Source organism: Pseudomonas sp. S09G 359 (assembly GCF_002843605.1).
GTDB lineage: Bacteria > Pseudomonadota > Gammaproteobacteria > Pseudomonadales > Pseudomonadaceae > Aquipseudomonas.
The window spans coordinates 3,872,877-3,888,390 of the sequence record NZ_CP025263.1 but is presented as its reverse complement, the minus strand read 5'-3'; the positions used below and the strand labels follow the sequence as shown (position 1 = coordinate 3,888,390).

Below are 15,514 nucleotides of genomic sequence, written 5' to 3'. Positions count from 1 at the left end.
TGTGATAAAGCCTCATTAACGCCCAACTCCGCCGGCACCGGGCGTTATCGGGTTACCGCTTGCGCGCCGGTTTAGGTACCCGTCGAAAACTGGCCTATCATTGGCGCTTTGAACCGACTGAACGACTGCCATGACCCAGACTCTACTGACGACAATCCCCACCAGCGACATGCTGGTCATCGATGGGTTGTACACCTTTGATTTTCGTCTGGAGGACCAGCACTTGCACATCACGACCACCGAGGGCCGTGAGGAAAAGCGCTGGAATTTCGATCTGCAACAACTGCAAGCCGCGACGTTCGATGAAGCGTCGCAGAGTTGGACCCTTACCGATGGCACGGGCGAACACCGCCTGGTCTGCATGAACGGCGCCACCGGCAACAATAACGATGAGGATGAAGCGGATGATGATGCGTAAATTCTGGCCGCTGCTGATGGCCGGCAGTGTTGGCGCGATGTCGGTACAGGCCGCGCCGGCTGACACCTATGAACTGTTGGTCGGCAGCTACACCGCCGGCACCAGCGAAGGGATCTACCGCTTGCAGTTCGACAGCCGTACCGGGCAGTTCAGTGGCAAGCCGGTGCTGGCGGCCAAGGCGGCCAACCCGTCGTGGCTGACGGTATCCAAGGACCAGAAGCACCTGTATGTGGTCAATGAAAACGGCCCGGGCCAGAAAGACCCGGTCGGCCGCGTGAGCAGCTACAGCATTGACCCGCAGAATCATCAGCTGACCCTGATCAACCAGGTGCAGAGCCTGGGCAACGAACCGACCCATTCCAGCGTGGCCGCAGACGGGCGCTACCTGTTTGTCGCCAACTATTCGGTCCTCGAAGACCCGGGCGGCAGCCTCGCGGTATTGCCGGTCGACGCCGAGGGCAAGCTGTCGGCACCGGTGCAGTTGAGCGGGCACCCGGCCAGCCGGGTCAACCCTGAGCGCCAGGCCTCCAACCACGTGCACTCGGTGGTTTCATCGCCGGATGGCAAATACGTGTTTGTGCAGGACCTGGGTGCGGACCGGATTTTTGCCTACCACTACGACCCCAAGGCCAACCACGAACTGCCGCTGACCCCGGCGGACCCTGCCTTTGTGCAATTGCCGCCGGGCAGCGGGCCGCGACACCTGCTGTTCAGCGCCGATGGCAAGCATGCCTGGCTGACCACGGAGATGAGCGCGCAGGTGGCGGTGTTCGACTACAAGGATGGCAAGCTGACCCAGACCCAGCTTGTGGACTTTGCCGCCGGCCAGCCGGTGTCCGACAAGGCGGGCGCTGCGCTGCATGCCTCCAGCGATGGCAAATTCCTGTATGTGAGCAATCGCGGCACGGCCAACCAGATGCTGGTATTCAGCATCGACCCGGCCACGGCGCACCTCAAAGAGCTGCAGCGTCGCTCCGTTGAGGGAGACCACCCGCGCGAGTTCAGCCTGGACCCGAGTGGCAAGTTCTTGCTGATCGCCAACCAGAAAAGCAACGCGATTGTGGTGGTCGAACGCGACCCCAAGACCGGTCTGCTGGGTAAAACCGTGCAGACTTTGCCGATCGATGCGCCCAGCGACCTCAAGTTTGTGCTGCGTCAATAAGCCACAGGCCCCGCAGTGCGGGGCCTGACCCTTAGTATTAATTGTATTAATAGCGGCTACTGTTTCAAAGCATTTCTAAGGCTTAACCCTCGGGCGTAAGTTTGGTTCCAAGGCCTTCCCGGCCACTCAACCAAACGAACACAAGGGTTACCGACATGAACTTGAATCTCTTCTCCATCATCGCTGCTTCCGCTGTATCCGCCACCGTGGCTTTGCCTGCTGCCGCCAGCGTTGAAGTCTCCGGCAAAAAATCCAGCACCAGCGCCTACACCCAGAAATACCTGCAACAAAGCGCCAACTTCTACGCCGCTTTGGACCACAAAACCCAGCAATGAGCCTGATCGAAAGTAGGTGGCGAGCGGGCTTGCCCGCGTTGGGCTGCGAAGCTGCCCCTATCAAGATCATTGCAGGGTGTCAGTAAGTCCGCGGTGCCGGGTTTTAGGGGTGCTTCGCGCCCCAACGCGGGCAAGCCCGCTCGCCACAACAAGCCCTTTCGCCACGACAAGCCCGTTCGTCACTGGCCCGCTTGCCACAGGGGGTTATGTGGGCTTCGCCATCACGCTGATGAATAGCGGTGATTGCACAATAGTCTCAAGCCACTGCTGCAATCGGCTATACGGCGTGCCAGCGAACCAGTCGCGGTCCACATGTGCAAATTGGCGCACGAACGGCGCCAGGGCCATGTCCGCCAGGCTTGGGTGATCGGCCAGCAAATACGCACGGCCCGCCAACAACCCTTCCAGCTTGTGCAAAAACACCTCGCCCTCGGCCCGATAGTGTTCCATCGGCTGCTCCGGGTAGCGTTCGGCATATTTGTATCGATTCAAATGATGTTTGAACACCTGGTCATTTTCTGCGATCAGTGCCGCCACCGCCGGATCGCCGCCCAGCCGCCAATCCTCCGGATCATGCTGCGCCAGGGCCCAGTGCATGATGTCCAGGCTTTCATCGATTACCGTGCCATCCACGCTCAGCACTGGCACCGTGCCCTTGGGCGACAGCGCCAGCATCTCGGCCGGCTTGGCCTTGAGGCTGACCTCGACGATCCGCACCGCCACGCCTGAGTAGCGCAAGGCCAAACGCGCGCGCATCGCATACGGGCAGCGCCGAAACGAATACAGCAGCGCTTCGCTCACTTGACCTCCAGCGTGCTCAGGCCGTTGCCCTGGCGCTTGACCTGGATCTGCACCGGGATGCGCTCATGCATTTCCTGCACGTGGGAAATCACTGCCACTTTGCGGCCCTGGGCCTGCAAGCCATCCAGGGCGTCCATGGCCAATTGCAGCGATTCCGGGTCGAGGCTGCCGAAGCCTTCGTCAATAAACAGCGATTCGATTTTCAACGTACTCGACGCCATCGACGCCAGGCCCAACGCCAGCGCCAACGACACCAAAAACGTCTCGCCACCCGACAACGAATGCACCGAGCGCAGTTCGTCGCCCATTTCCGTGTCCAGCACCAACAGGCCCAACATGCTGCCGCCGCGCTTGAGGCGATAGCGCCGCACCAACTGGCGCAACTGCACGTTGGCGTGATGCACCAGCAGGTCGAGGTTGTAAGCCTGGGCGATCTTGCGGAAGGTGTCGCCGGTGGCCGAGCCGATCAGCGCATTCAGGCGCGCCCAGCGCTGCCACTCGTCATAGGCGTTGGCGATTTGCTCGGCCAGGGCACTGTTGGCGTCCTGGCGGCGCTGGTCTTCGGACTGGCGCGCGCGTAACTCGGCGCAGTGTTTTTCGCCGTCGGCCAGTTGCTGATTAAGCGCGGCCAGGGTGCTGTCCAGCTCTTCCGCTTGCAGGTTGCCGTTGTGCAGGGCCTGGTGCTCGGCCAGGCGTTGATCGCGCTCTTGCAGGAGTACTTTGGCTTGTTCGACGGCTTTTTCGCTGTGTTGCAGGTGTTGGCGCAATTCGCTGACCTGGCTGTCATCGAAGGCCAGCAAGCGCGTGAGCCCGTCGTCATCCAATTCCGGGTGCAAGGCGCGCCATTCGCTCAGGCGTTCGTGGAGGCTGTGCTGTTCGGCGGCCAATGCCTGTTGGCGTTCCTGCTGGGCCTTGAGGTCGGCAGCCAGTTGGATCAAGGCGTTGCGCAGGTCTTGCAGCTGTTGATTGGCGTCGGCCTCGCTCTGGCGTGAGTGCGCCACCGCTTGGTCCAGCTGCAGTTGCCACTGTTCGGCACTGGCGTGCTCACCCAGCAGGGCGCCGAGCTTTTCCTGGGCGGCCTGTTGCTGTGTGGTCAGGTCAGCTACTTGCTGCTGCAGGGCTTCCAGTTGCTGCTGGCGATGCTGCTGATGGGTCTGTTCTTTCTCGATAGCCTGCTGGCGCTCTTGCTGCTCGGCCAGTTCGTCGCGCTGATGGCCCAGCTGTTCCAGACGCTGGCTGACGTGCTGGTCCAGTTGCATAAAGGTCGCCGCCGGCTCACGGCGTAAACCTTCGAGTGTTTCCGCCGGCAACAGGCTGGAAAAGGCTTGCAGCTCCTCGTCGAGGCGCTCGCGGTCATTGGACAGCTCGCGCTGCTGGTCCACCAGCAACTGACGGGCTTGCTGGCTCGCGTCCTGGGCGGCTTGCAGTTGTTGCTGCAAACGCCCGGCGTTTTGTTGCAGGTTGAGCAGGGCGCCTTGGCGCTGTTCGTCCTGGGTAATGCTTTGCGTCAGTTGGTTCAACTGCTGGGCCAACCAGGCACTGCGTTTGGCCGCCTCCTGATTGAACAGCGAGGCGGACAGCGGGTGCGCTTGCAGGCTTGGCGCCAGGCCCTGTTGTTGCGTGGCCAACAACTCCTGCTGGTGCAGGAATTCTTTTTGCTGGGCGATCAACCCGCCCACTTCGCCACGCAGTTCGGTGAGTTTTTCCTTGAGGGTATCCACGGCCTTCTGCGCCGCTGCCTCTTCGTTTTCATCATGCCGACCGAGGCTTTGCAGCAGGGCTTCGGGCTGGTGATACGGGTGTTCATGGCTGCCGCACACCGGGCACGGCTGGTCGTCCTGCAATTGCTCGCGCAGCTCCTCGACACTGGCACTGCGCGCCAGGCGCTGGCGCTCCAGCAGTTGTTTGGTCACCGTCAGTGTTTGCTCGGCCACCGTCAGTTCGGCCTTGGTTTGCAGGCCGGTCTGGTTGAGCTGTTCGCGTTGTTGCTGTGCGTCGGCGAGTTTCTGCGTCAGCGTGCCAGCCTGTTGGTCCAACTGCTGCTGGCTGTCCCACAAGCGCGTGAGGTCTTCGAAGGCGCGTTGCTGCTTGCGATTGTCCTGCAACAGGCTGGCGAGCAACTGGATCTGCTCGGCGACGGCGTGCGGTTCGGCACCGGCCTCCTGGTACAGCAGGTCCAACGCTTCGCGTTGCTGGGTGAACTGTTCGACGGCGGTGGTGGCGCGCTGTTCGAGCTGCGGCAGTTCGGCCTGGCCTTTGTTCAGGCGATTGCCGATCAGCATCAGTTGTTGCAAGCGGTCGCGGTAGGCGCCCCAGGCATCGCTCAGTGGCGCCAAAGCCGCACTGCGCTCCAGCTCGGCGGCCAGGCGTTGCAGGCGCCCGGCGACCTGGGCCTGCTTCTCCAGCAACGCATTGAGCAACCCCTGGCCTTCGGTGCAGGCGCTTTCCTGCTGCTGTTTGTCGTCGCTGCGCTTGGCCAGGTCTTTGGTCAGGTGGGCGAGGGTGCTTTGTTCTTCAAAGGCCTGGCGCAGCAACGGCACCGCGTCAGCCTGCTGCTTCAAGGCGTCAGCCAGGGCCACCTGGGCGGCGACCTGCTGTTGTTGCGCCTGCTCCTGACGGGCCAGCAGCGCGGTTTGCTGCTCGAGGTGCTGCTGGATCTGTGCGGCGAGCGGGGTCAGTAACGTGCCGAGTTCAGCCTGGCGGGCAAACTGATGGCGTTGCGGCGCCAATTGGTCCAGGCGGCTCAGGTCCTGGCGTTGTTGGCTTTGGCCTTCCCACTGCTGCTGGGCGTGTTGCAACTGTTCGGTGGCGCTGAGCTGACGCTCCTGCCATTCACGCAGCTCTTTGAGCCAGGTGTGTTGCAACTCCAACTGCTTGAGCTGGGCCTGTTGGACCTTGAGCTGCTGCTGGGCCGCGTCGAATTGCTGGTCGAGTTCGGCACGCGCTTCAGGGGCCAGGGGCACCACGCCGGTGGCCTGGTCTTGCAAGGCTTTGTGGGCGTCGCGGGCGTCCTTGGCCTTGTCAAAGGCGCGGCGGCCGAGCTGGGTATAGAGCGCGGTGTCGGTGAGCTTTTCCAGCAGCTCGCTGCGTTCGTTGTCATTGGCCTTGAGGAACGCGCTGAACTCGCTTTGCGCCAGCAATACGGCGCGGGTGAACTGCTCGAAATTCAGGCCCAGGGCCAGTTCCAGCTGGGTCTTGTACTCGGTTTTCTGACTGGCCAGCAGTTGCTCGCTGTCGAGGTCGATCAGGCTCTGGCGGCTGTTCTGCAACTTGCCGCTGGCCTTGTCGCGGGCGCGGTTGGCTTCCCAGCGCGCCCGGTAGCGACGCCCGCTGACGCCAACAAAATCCACCTCGGCATAGCCGCCGCCGGTGCCACGACGGATCAGGGTGCGCGGGTCGCCGATGGAAATGTCAGTATCGGCGTCCGGCATCTTCGCCTGGCCGGTGTCGCCCAGGCGTGGCACCGCACCGAACAGCGCCAGGCACAGGGCATCGAGCAAGGTGCTTTTGCCGGCGCCGGTCGGGCCGGTAATCGCAAACAACCCGGCGCTGGCCAGGGGCTCGGCGGTAAAGTCGATCTCGAACGGGCCGGCCAGGGAGGCGAGGTTTTTCAGGCGGATAGCAAGAATCTTCATGGCTGTTCCTCCTCCTGCTGCACTTCCTGGAGCAGCACGGCGAAATCCTTCAAGGTCTGTTCATCCACTTCACTGCCGTAGTTGTCCTGCCAGGCGCGGCTGAACAGCTCCTGGGGCGTGAGCTGGTCCAGCTCGATCAGGCGCTCTTCATTGTCGTCTTCGCGACTGCCCGTGCCGGCGTATTCAGCGGCGATGCGCACCAGGCGCACGGCCTTGCCTTGCAGCGCGGTTTCGATTTGCTGGCGCAGGTCGGGCTGCGGCTCGTCGAGGCGCACGCGCACTTCCAGCCAGGGGTGGCGCTGGGTTTCGGCCAGCAGGTCGACGTCGGGCAACTCGGCCAGCGCCTTGAGGATATCCGCCAGCGGGGCGGCGTCCAGGCGTTGCAGGTCGACCGAGCGGGGGATCAGGATCGGTTCGACACCCACCAGGCATTGGCCCTGGAAGGTCACATCGAGAATCTGATGCTTGTAGCCGATTTCGGAAAACGACAGCGGAATCGGCGAGCCACTGTAGCGAATACGTTCTTCGCCATTGACCTTTTGCGGCTTGTGCAAATGGCCCAGGGCCACATAGCCGACACGTTTGTCGAACAGGCTGGCGGGCAGTGCCTCGGCATTGCCGATGATCAGGCTGCGCTCGGAGTCTTCCGACACCGAACCACCGGCCATGTGCGCATGGCTGATGGCGATCAGCGCCTGGCCTTTTTTGCGCTTGGCGTTGGCGGCGGCGATCAGCGATTCATGCACGTGGCCGATACCGCGCAAATAATCATCACCCAACTGCGCGCCGGTGACTTCCGCCGGGCGCAAAAACGGCAGTGCCAGGCACCACGCCGCGACCTTGCCTTTGGCGTCGGGCAGCGGGATCAGCAAACGCTCGGCATCCAGCTGGCCATCATCCAGCCACAGCACGCGGCCCAACGCGTGAGTGCGCAGGCGGCGCATCAACGGCGCGGGCAATTCGATACGCGAGCCGGAGTCGTGGTTGCCGGCGATCATCACAATCGTCAGTTGCGGGTTTTGTTCGTGGGCGCTGATGATGAAGTCATACAGCCGCTCCTGGGCCTTGAGCGGCGGGTTGACCGTGTCGAATATATCGCCGGCGATCAGCAACACATCCGGCTGATCGGCTTTCAGTTGACCCAGCAGCCACTCAAGGAAACAGGCGTGTTCGAAGTCGCGTTCCTGGCCATGCAGGTTTTGGCCAAGGTGCCAGTCGGAGGTGTGAAACAGACGCAAGGCGAACTCCGTGGAGAAGATGAAAAGGAGGGGAGTTTACCTGTAAAAGCCTGCGCGGTGCCCGTAGGTGGCCAAGAACCAATGTGGGAGCGGGCTTGCTCGCGAATGCGGTGTGTCAGTGAATGCATCGGTATCTGACACACCGCATTCGCGAGCAAGCCCGCTCCCACAGGGGGGTTATGTGCTATGCAGGCAGTTCAGTGCGCGGTCGGCCAGGGTTTTGGCATTGTTGATCAGGTGTTCGGTGGCGCCGGCCATGTGGCGCTCATTGCCGAGCAGCGCCTGGGTGGTGCCGGCTGCGGTGGCGGCTGCACAGCGCAGCAGGTCGCAGATTTCGGCGAGGGCGTCTTCGAAGCTGAGGTCCTGGTGCACGGAGAAGGGCGGTTGTGAGTCGGGTTTCAGGTAGTGGCTGAGGGCGCGCTCGAAGATTTCGCGGTCATGGGTGAAGCGAGGTGAATCCGAATTGCTCTTGCTCATACTTAAGCTCCTGGTAAGGGGCCTACTAGTCTCAGGTTTCCACACCCGTTCGCTGATATGCAGCGACGGAACGAAGGCTAGCCAGTGAAGTGAGCAGGCGCAAGCCCGTGGGATTGTCTAGGAAACTTCCCGCAAATTAAAGGGATAAGGATTGCTGGCGATGAGCTTGTTGTGGCGAGCGGGCTTGCCCGCGTTGGGCTGCGAAGCGGCCCCAAAACCGGTGACCGCGATTTGCCTGGATTAATGGGGGTGCTTTACTGGGGCTGCTTCGCAGCCCAACGCGGGCAAGCCCGCTCGCCACAACTAGCCCGCTTGCCACAACAAGCCTGCTCGCCAAAAAAACCTAGGGTTTACTTCGGATACAACGGCGGCAAGCTGGTGGTATCCGTCGCCGGGTCTTGCTCGCGTTCGGCCATCGGGATGGCTTTGATCGCGCGCCACAGGTCTTCGCCCAGCCAGTATTGGCCGCTTTCGCTGTACAGCGCGCCGTTCAGCCCATCCAGTGCGTCCGACAGCGGCACAAACCGCGCGGCCATGTCGGCCAGGGTTTCCGGTTGCTGGCGGGCCCAGGCGTCCAGCGCCTGGCGCGTGGCCTGGGGGTCGTTGGCCTGGGTGGCGCGCTTGAGGTCGTCGAGCAAGGTGCGTGGGCTTGGGCCGGTTTGCGCGGCGCGCAGTACCGCCGGTTGCCGCCGTGCGCGCCACCACAGGCCGAAGCCGAGCAGGGTGGTGCAGGCCAGGATCAGCGTGCTGAGTTGCCACAGCCACAGACGGCTGTCATCGGGGGCGGTGATGATGGTCGGCGTGGCCGGCGTGTCGACCACCAGGCTCGGGTTGTTGGCCACTTGCAGGGTGCGGGCGGGCAGGCTGGTGCGCTCGAGGTGGTCTTCATGGGTGTTCCACCACACCACTTCAACCGCAGGCAACTCCAGTGCGCCGACGCGGTTGGGCACCAGCGCTTCGCGGTCTTCGCGGCTGCCGATCAGGCCGCGGTCGTTGCTCTGGTTGCCCAGCACCGGCTGGTCCGGGTAGCGGCGCAGGCCATTGATATCGGTGCTGGGCAGGGCCGGCAGTTGCGCGCTGGACAAGCCTTCGGCCTTGACCGTGAGGCTGCGGGTCAGCGAGTCGCCGACCTGCACGTGATCGGGGGCCGGGTTCCAGTTCTCGCTCAGCGTGAGGCTGCGCGCCGGCAGCCAGGGGGTATCGGCCGGGTACAGCTCCGGCTTGGGTTTGACCGTCAATTGCAGCGGCGCGGAGCTGACGTGAATCAGCTTGCCCGGCTTGGTGCCCTGCAGTGTGTTTTCTTGCGGCGGGCGCGATTCCACCAGCGTGGCGCTGAAGGTCTGCGTGGGAATATCCAGGCTGCCGCTGTGCTGCGGGTAGATCGCATAGCGGGTTTCGATCACGCCATGGCGAATGCTGTTGATGACTTTTTCGTAGGTGCGCGACTCGCCCAACTGCTCCACGCGCGCATCCGGAATCTGCAACGGCGTAAGGCTGCTGTCGTCATACAGCGACACCGAGTGGTACACGCGCACGGTCAACAGCGCCTGGGCCTGCACGTACACGGTGGCCTGGTCGAGGTTGGCCTCGACAAACACCGGCGCCAGTTCTGCGCTGGTGTTCTGGCTCGCGGTTTCCACCACTTGCAGGCTGATCGGCTGGGTCTGGTACTCGCCCACTTGCAGGGGCGGGATCACCACGGTGCCGTTTTGCCGGGGCAACAAGGTGATGATCCAGCGCGTGGTGGCGTGGTTGTCGCCACCCAGGGTGGTGAGCTGGTTGAGTTGGCGCGTGCCGCTGACTTCGAATTGCGCATCCAGCGGCGACAGGTCGGGCTTGCCGAACTGGGTGACGTCGCTGGATTCCACCGTCAGCTCTACCGTTTCGCCGGAATTCAGGCGGCTGCGGTCGACACTGGCCACCAGGTTCGCCGCCTGGGCGGGGCCTGCCGACAGCGCGAGCAGAAGCAGTAGGGAAGTGCGGCGGCTCATCGAGTCTTGTCCTGATGTTGTTGCTGTTCGTACCAGAATTTGCGCCGCAGTAGTTCGCCGGGGTTGTCCGGGATCTCCCGCAGCCATTGTTCCAGGGCCTGGCGGTGTTCGCCGTCGAGGCTGGCGTCGGTGGGGCGCAGCGGCGGGGTGGTGGTTTGCTCATCCCCAAGCTCGCTGCCGGGTACTTCATTGCCGCCGCTTTGTGGCTTGGCGCCGGGCTGGGTATCGCCGGTGCCGGCCTCGCCCTGGCCCTGGGATGACTGCTCGCCACCCGGAGCATTTTGCCCACTGGCGCCCGGTTGCGCAGTTTGGCCGGGTTGGGTGGTTTCGTCATCCCTGTTTTCTGCCGTTTGCTCGGGCTCGGGTTGTGCCTGTTGCTGCAGCAGGGTTTCGACCAGGGCCTTGTTTTTCAGGGCCGGTTGCAAATCGGGCTGGGCTTCCAGGGCTTGTTCGTAGGCGTCGATCGCGGCTTCCAGCTCGCCGGCCTTGGCCAGCGCATTGCCGCGATTGTAGTGAGAATAGGCGTCATCGCCCTCGGCGAACCGTTTGATCGCCTCGGCATAGTTGCCGGCTTCGTAGAGGGCCACGCCTTGCCATTGCGGGTCCTCGAAGTGTTCGGCGGCTTCGGCCGGGCGCTTTTTCTTGAGCAGGTATTGGCCTTGCTGGTCGGGGCGCAGCCACAAGTCTTGCAGGCCGAAGGCATAGCTCGGCTGCGGCGCGGCCATCAGCAGCAAGGGCAGGCAGAACAGCCAGCCACGCCGCCCGGCACAGGCCGCCAGCAACAGCAGGGGCAGCAGCAGCCAGTAACCCTGGTCGGCCCAGGTATCGAGGTGCAGCAGTTGACCGTCATTGCGCAGGGCTTGCGGGGTGTCCAGTACGCCGAGCTGGCGCAGGTCTTTGTCGTCGAGGCGCGCGGCACGGTAACGGCCGCCCATTTCGCTGGCGAATGCCTTGAGGGTGGGGCTGTCGAGGCGCGGCACCAGGATTGCGCCCTGTTCGTCCTTGAGGAACTCGCCGCTTTCCTGGGTCACGGGCGTGCCTTCGCGGCTGCCGATACCGAGGATCGACAGCGGCGGCGACTGGCTGTTTTGCAGCAGCAGGCGAATACCTTGGCGTTCCTGCTTGGACAGCGATGAGCCGATCAACAGCAGGCGGCCCTGGCCGAGCCCGCCGTGCTTGAGCAGCTCCAAGGCTTTTTCCACGGCCAGGTCGGCGCGATGGCCGGCTTCGGGCATCAGCGAGGGGCGTAGGGCTTCGAGCAGGTTGCGGCTGGTGGCCAGGTCGTCCGACAGCGGCACCAGGGTGTGGGCGCTGCCGGCGTACACGACGATGGCGGTTTGCGCATCGCTGCGCGCCTGCAACAGGTCGTACAGCTTGCGCCGGGCCTGCTCCAGACGGTTGGGCGGGCTGTCGGTGGCGAGCATTTCCGGGGTCAGTTCCAGCAACACCACCAACGGGTCGGAGGGTTTCTGACTGGTCTGTTCAACGCGCTGCCAGCTGGGGCCGAGCAGCGCCAGCACGGCCAACAGCCAGGCGATGCCAAGCACCACCCACGGCGATTTGCTTTCGCGGCCGTTGCCGCCGCTGAGCAGCACCGCGTGGAAGGCCGGCGGCAGGATCATCTTCCAGCGCCCGGCGCGCTTTTGCCGGTGCCACAGCTGCCACAGCAGCCAGCCGAGCAGCGGCAGCAGCAATAGCCACCAGGGGCGGAACCAGTGCGGCCACAGGTCGATCATCGACGCCTCCGCAAACGCAGGCGTTTGAGGCGCTGGCGCCATTCCGGGTGTTGTTGCAGGAAAATCCCCTTGCTCGATAATTTGTCGAACAACCTTTGCAGGGCGTTGTTCGGCCAGCGCTCCTGAATCACCAGCAACATGCTCAGGATCAACGCCAATGCCAAGGGCGCGCTGTACAGCGCCTGGGCCGGGCGCGCCTGGGTCGGTTGCTGTTCGACGGGCTCCAGTTGGTCGAGGGTTTCCTTGATGGTTTGCAGCTCTTCGCCATCACGCGCGCGGAAATATTGGCCACCGGTGGCCGCGGCGATGGCCTTGAGTGCGGGTTCATCGAGGTCCAGGCTCGGGTTGACGCCGAGGATGCCCAGGGAGCCGGTTTGCTCGGGGTCGGCGCCGATGCCGATCGGGTAGATCTTCACGCCTTCTTCGGCGGCCAGGCGCGCGGCGGTCAGCGGGTCGATCTGCCCGGCGTTGTTGGCGCCGTCGGTGACCAGGATGAGTACGCGGCTTTGTGCCGGGCGCTGGCGCAGGCGTTTCAAGGCCAGGCCGATGGCGTCGCCGATGGCGGTGTTTTTGCCGGCGATGCCAATGCGCGCCTCATCCAGCCAGGTGCGCACGGTGCGGCGGTCGAAGGTCAGCGGGGCTTGCAGGTACGCCTGGCTGCCGAACAGGATCAAACCTACGCGGTCACCTTCGCGGCCTTCGAGGAAGTCACCGAGCAAATGCTTGACCAGGCTCAGGCGGCTGACGTCCTCGTCCTGCCAGTGCATGTCGGGAAAATCCATGGAGCCGGACACGTCCACCGCCACCAGCAGGTCGCGGCCACTGGCGGCAATCGGCAGCGGTTCGCCAAGCCATTCCGGGCGCGCGGCGGCGGTCAACAGCAGCAGCCACAGCACCACGAACGGCGCTTGCTGGCGCCAGCCCGGCAGGTTCACCCGGGCGCGGCGGCGGGCCAGGCCTTCGAGGTCGCTGAGGTAGCTGACTTTGAGTGCCGGCTCGCCGCTGTCGGCCACCGGCAGCACCAGGCGCATCAACCACGGCAATGGCAATAAGGCGAAGACCCACGGCCAGGCGAACTCAAACATGTTTGCGAATCCAGGTGTCGACGGCCTGGGTCAGGCCGGCGATGGCCTTGTCGTCGAGTTTGCATTCGGGTTTGTAGGCGCCTTCCACCAGTACCATCCAGCGCGTGAGGCCGGCGGCCGGGCAGCGGTTGTCGAGGAAGGCCAGCCATTTGCGCCCGTTAAGGGTGTGGCTCTGGCTGTAGGGGTAGTCGTTGCGGCACAGGCGCTTGAGCAGGCCATTGAGCTGCTGCAGCCAGGCACCGGCCGGCGCGCCGTCGTAGGGTTTGGGCATCAGCGCCAATTCTGCCAGGGCGGCGATGCGCAACGGGTCCAGCGGTTGTTCGGCGCGCGCCACGGGCCGGCGCGTGGGCAGGAAACGCCGCGACCACCACAGCCCCCAGCCGAGCAACGGAATCACCAGCAACAGTAGCCACCAGCCGGGGGCAGGTGGCCAGAAGCCGATGCTCGGCGGGGCGATCAGCGGTTGCAGTTGGTCGAGGCTGCTCATTGCTTTTTAACCGGGCGTTGCGGGTTGAGGTATTCGCGCAGTTGCTCGACCATTTCGCTCTGGGTGCTCAACGGCATCAATAGAATGCGCAGTTTTTGCGCCAGCAGTTCCCAGCGGGCGATACGCGCTTCGGCCTGGGCCTTGTAGGCCTGGCGTAAATCGAAATTCAGCGTGTCCAGTTCCAACTGCGCGCCGCGCTCGGCGAAACGCAGCAGCCCTGCGGCAGGCAGGGCGTGGTCCAGCGGGTCCGAGATCGGCAACAGCAGCAGGTCGCAATGGCGCGACAACAAGCTCAGCTGTTGCTCGGCGCCTTCGGTGAGGGCGCGCTCGTCGCAGATCACGATCACCAGGCTGCCGGGGCGCAGTACTTCGCGGCCGCGGCGCAGGGCCATGCCGAGGGCGTCGGCTTCCGGGCGGCTTTCGGTGTTCAGGCTCTGGTTGACCCGCACCAAGCGGTTGAGCAATTGCAGCAGGCTTTGCTTGCTGCGCCGAGGCTTGATTTCGTAGTGCTCGTTATCGCCGAACACCAGCCCACCGACCCGGTCGTTATGCCCCAGCGCGGCCCAACCGATCAGGCTGGCCGCCTGTGCCGCCAGCACCGACTTGAACATCTGCCCCGAGCCGAAAAACAGCCGGCAGCTTTGCTCCACCATGATGAAGATCGGCCGTTCGCGTTCTTCATGGAACAGCTTGGTGTGCGGCTCCTGGGTACGCGCGGTGACGCGCCAGTCGATGGTGCGCACGTCGTCGCCGGCCTGGTACACGCGCACCTGGTCGAAGTCGACACCGCGCCCGCGCAGCTTGGAATGGTGCAGGCCGATCAGCGGGCTGCGCTGGCTCGGCGTGGAGAACAGCTGCACTTCGCGCACGCGGTGGCGCATCTCAATCAGTTCACTGAGTGTGACGCGGATTCCATCGCTGGCGTTCATCGACTTCAAGCGACGGCAACAACGTCGAGAATGCGTTGCACCACGCGGTCCTGGTCAATCCCGGCGGCTTCGGCCTCGAAGGACAGAATGATGCGGTGGCGCAGCACGTCGAACAGCACCGCCTGGATATCCTCCGGGCTCACGAAGTCACGACCGGCCAGCCAGGCATGGGCGCGTGCGCAGCGGTCGAGGGCGATGGAGCCGCGCGGGCTGGCGCCGTAGGCGATCCATTCGGCCATTTCCGCGTCGAACTTGGCCGGGGTGCGCGTGGCCATTACCAGTTGCACCAGGTATTCCTCCACGGCATCAGCCATGTACAGGCCGAGGATTTCCTTGCGCGCGGCAAAGATTGCCTGCTGGCTGACGCGGCGTTCGGGCTTGGTTTCGCCGTTGAGCGCTTCGCCACGTGCCTGCTGCAGGATGCGCCGCTCGACGGCGGCGTCCGGGAAGCCGATTTTGACGTGCATCAGGAACCGGTCGAGCTGGGCTTCGGGCAGCGGGTAGGTGCCTTCCTGCTCGATGGGGTTTTGCGTGGCCATCACCAGAAACAGCGGGGACAGGTCGTAGGTGCTGCGCCCCACACTGACCTGGCGCTCGGCCATCGCTTCCAGCAAGGCCGACTGGACCTTGGCCGGGGCACGGTTGATTTCGTCCGCCAGCACCAGGTTATGGAAGATCGGCCCTTGCTGGAACACGAAGCTGCCGGTTTCCGGGCGATAGATCTCGGTGCCGGTGATGTCGGCCGGCAACAGGTCGGGGGTGAACTGAATACGATGGAACTGCGCTTCGATACCTTCGGCCAGCTCTTTGATCGCCTTGGTCTTGGCCAGGCCCGGCGCGCCTTCCACCAGCATATGGCCGTCGGCAAGCAGCGCGATCAGCAGGCGATCGATGAGTTTTTCCTGGCCGAGAATCTGCGTAGAAAGAAAGGTTCGCAGCGCAAGCAGCGCTTCACGATGTTCCATCGATGACGGTTCCTGGAGAGATGAGCCTGTGCGTGTGAAAACTGCCAAGGCCTGGGGCGTCTACTTTAATGCATCGCGGGGGGTGGCGACTAACGGCGTGACGGGTATTTTTGGCAAAACTTGTAGGAATTTTGTGCTGAGTGCGCAGTTGGGCTGAGCACATTTCTTGTTGTGAGCCCTGTCAATGTGGGAGGGGGCTTGCCCCCGATGGCGGAGTGTCATTCAGCTAATACATAGCTGACCCACTGCTATCGG

Annotated in this window: 13 protein-coding genes; 3 read left to right on the top strand and 10 right to left on the bottom strand. The window is 63.7% G+C overall.

The window, feature by feature from the left end; all coding sequences use genetic code 11:
* Positions 1-130: 130 nt before the first annotated feature.
* The 3 genes from CXQ82_RS17575 (at position 131) to CXQ82_RS17565 (ending at position 1,915) form a co-directional block, all read left to right on the top strand.
* Positions 131-418 carry a DUF5629 family protein gene (locus tag CXQ82_RS17575; RefSeq protein ID WP_101271228.1) on the top strand — a complete coding sequence of 96 codons (288 nt, stop codon included), beginning with the start codon at positions 131-133 and terminating at the stop codon, positions 416-418.
* Entirely contained in the window at positions 405-1,580 is a 1,176-nt protein-coding gene (locus CXQ82_RS17570) for a lactonase family protein (RefSeq protein WP_101271225.1), read from the top strand. The genes CXQ82_RS17575 and CXQ82_RS17570 overlap by 14 nt, the downstream gene beginning before the upstream one ends.
* Before the next feature lie 155 nt (positions 1,581-1,735).
* Positions 1,736-1,915, top strand: a complete 180-nt coding sequence (locus CXQ82_RS17565) for a hypothetical protein (protein ID WP_016980181.1) — start codon at positions 1,736-1,738, stop codon at positions 1,913-1,915.
* Positions 1,916-2,119: 204 nt separating this feature from the next.
* Here CXQ82_RS17565 and CXQ82_RS17560 read toward each other — a convergent pair whose 3' ends face one another.
* From CXQ82_RS17560 to CXQ82_RS17515, 10 genes are all read right to left on the bottom strand, one after another.
* On the bottom strand, positions 2,120-2,716 hold the full coding sequence (locus tag CXQ82_RS17560) for a glutathione S-transferase (RefSeq protein WP_101271223.1): 597 nt from the start codon (positions 2,714-2,716) through the stop codon (positions 2,120-2,122).
* The gene (locus CXQ82_RS17555; RefSeq protein ID WP_101271221.1) at positions 2,713-6,351 is read right to left on the bottom strand and encodes an AAA family ATPase; all 3,639 of its coding nucleotides are present in this window, start codon (positions 6,349-6,351) and stop codon (positions 2,713-2,715) included. Before CXQ82_RS17555 ends, CXQ82_RS17560 begins: the two co-directional genes overlap by 4 nt.
* A complete protein-coding gene (locus CXQ82_RS17550) occupies positions 6,348-7,589 on the bottom strand; it encodes an exonuclease SbcCD subunit D C-terminal domain-containing protein (RefSeq protein WP_101271216.1) in 1,242 nt (413 codons plus the stop codon). The genes CXQ82_RS17555 and CXQ82_RS17550 overlap by 4 nt, the downstream gene beginning before the upstream one ends.
* Positions 7,590-7,766: 177 nt before the next feature.
* Positions 7,767-8,066, bottom strand: coding sequence for a DUF6124 family protein (locus CXQ82_RS17545; protein WP_241150978.1), 300 nt, complete (start codon positions 8,064-8,066; stop codon positions 7,767-7,769).
* A gap of 350 nt (positions 8,067-8,416) precedes the next feature.
* Positions 8,417-10,057 carry a BatD family protein gene (locus tag CXQ82_RS17540; protein WP_101271214.1) on the bottom strand — a complete coding sequence of 547 codons (1,641 nt, stop codon included), beginning with the start codon at positions 10,055-10,057 and terminating at the stop codon, positions 8,417-8,419.
* Positions 10,054-11,793 (bottom strand): tetratricopeptide repeat protein, encoded by a 1,740-nt coding sequence (locus tag CXQ82_RS17535; RefSeq protein WP_101271212.1) that lies wholly within the window; start codon positions 11,791-11,793, stop codon positions 10,054-10,056. Before CXQ82_RS17535 ends, CXQ82_RS17540 begins: the two co-directional genes overlap by 4 nt.
* On the bottom strand, positions 11,790-12,878 hold the full coding sequence (locus CXQ82_RS17530; RefSeq protein ID WP_101271210.1) for a VWA domain-containing protein: 1,089 nt from the start codon (positions 12,876-12,878) through the stop codon (positions 11,790-11,792). The genes CXQ82_RS17535 and CXQ82_RS17530 overlap by 4 nt, the downstream gene beginning before the upstream one ends.
* On the bottom strand, positions 12,871-13,365 hold the full coding sequence (locus CXQ82_RS17525; protein ID WP_101271208.1) for a DUF4381 domain-containing protein: 495 nt from the start codon (positions 13,363-13,365) through the stop codon (positions 12,871-12,873). Before CXQ82_RS17525 ends, CXQ82_RS17530 begins: the two co-directional genes overlap by 8 nt.
* Positions 13,362-14,294, bottom strand: a complete 933-nt coding sequence (locus CXQ82_RS17520; protein ID WP_094952755.1) for a DUF58 domain-containing protein — start codon at positions 14,292-14,294, stop codon at positions 13,362-13,364. Before CXQ82_RS17520 ends, CXQ82_RS17525 begins: the two co-directional genes overlap by 4 nt.
* Before the next feature lie 5 nt (positions 14,295-14,299).
* Entirely contained in the window at positions 14,300-15,259 is a 960-nt protein-coding gene (locus tag CXQ82_RS17515) for a MoxR family ATPase (protein WP_034106117.1), read from the bottom strand.
* Between the last annotated feature and the right edge of the window lie 255 nt (positions 15,260-15,514).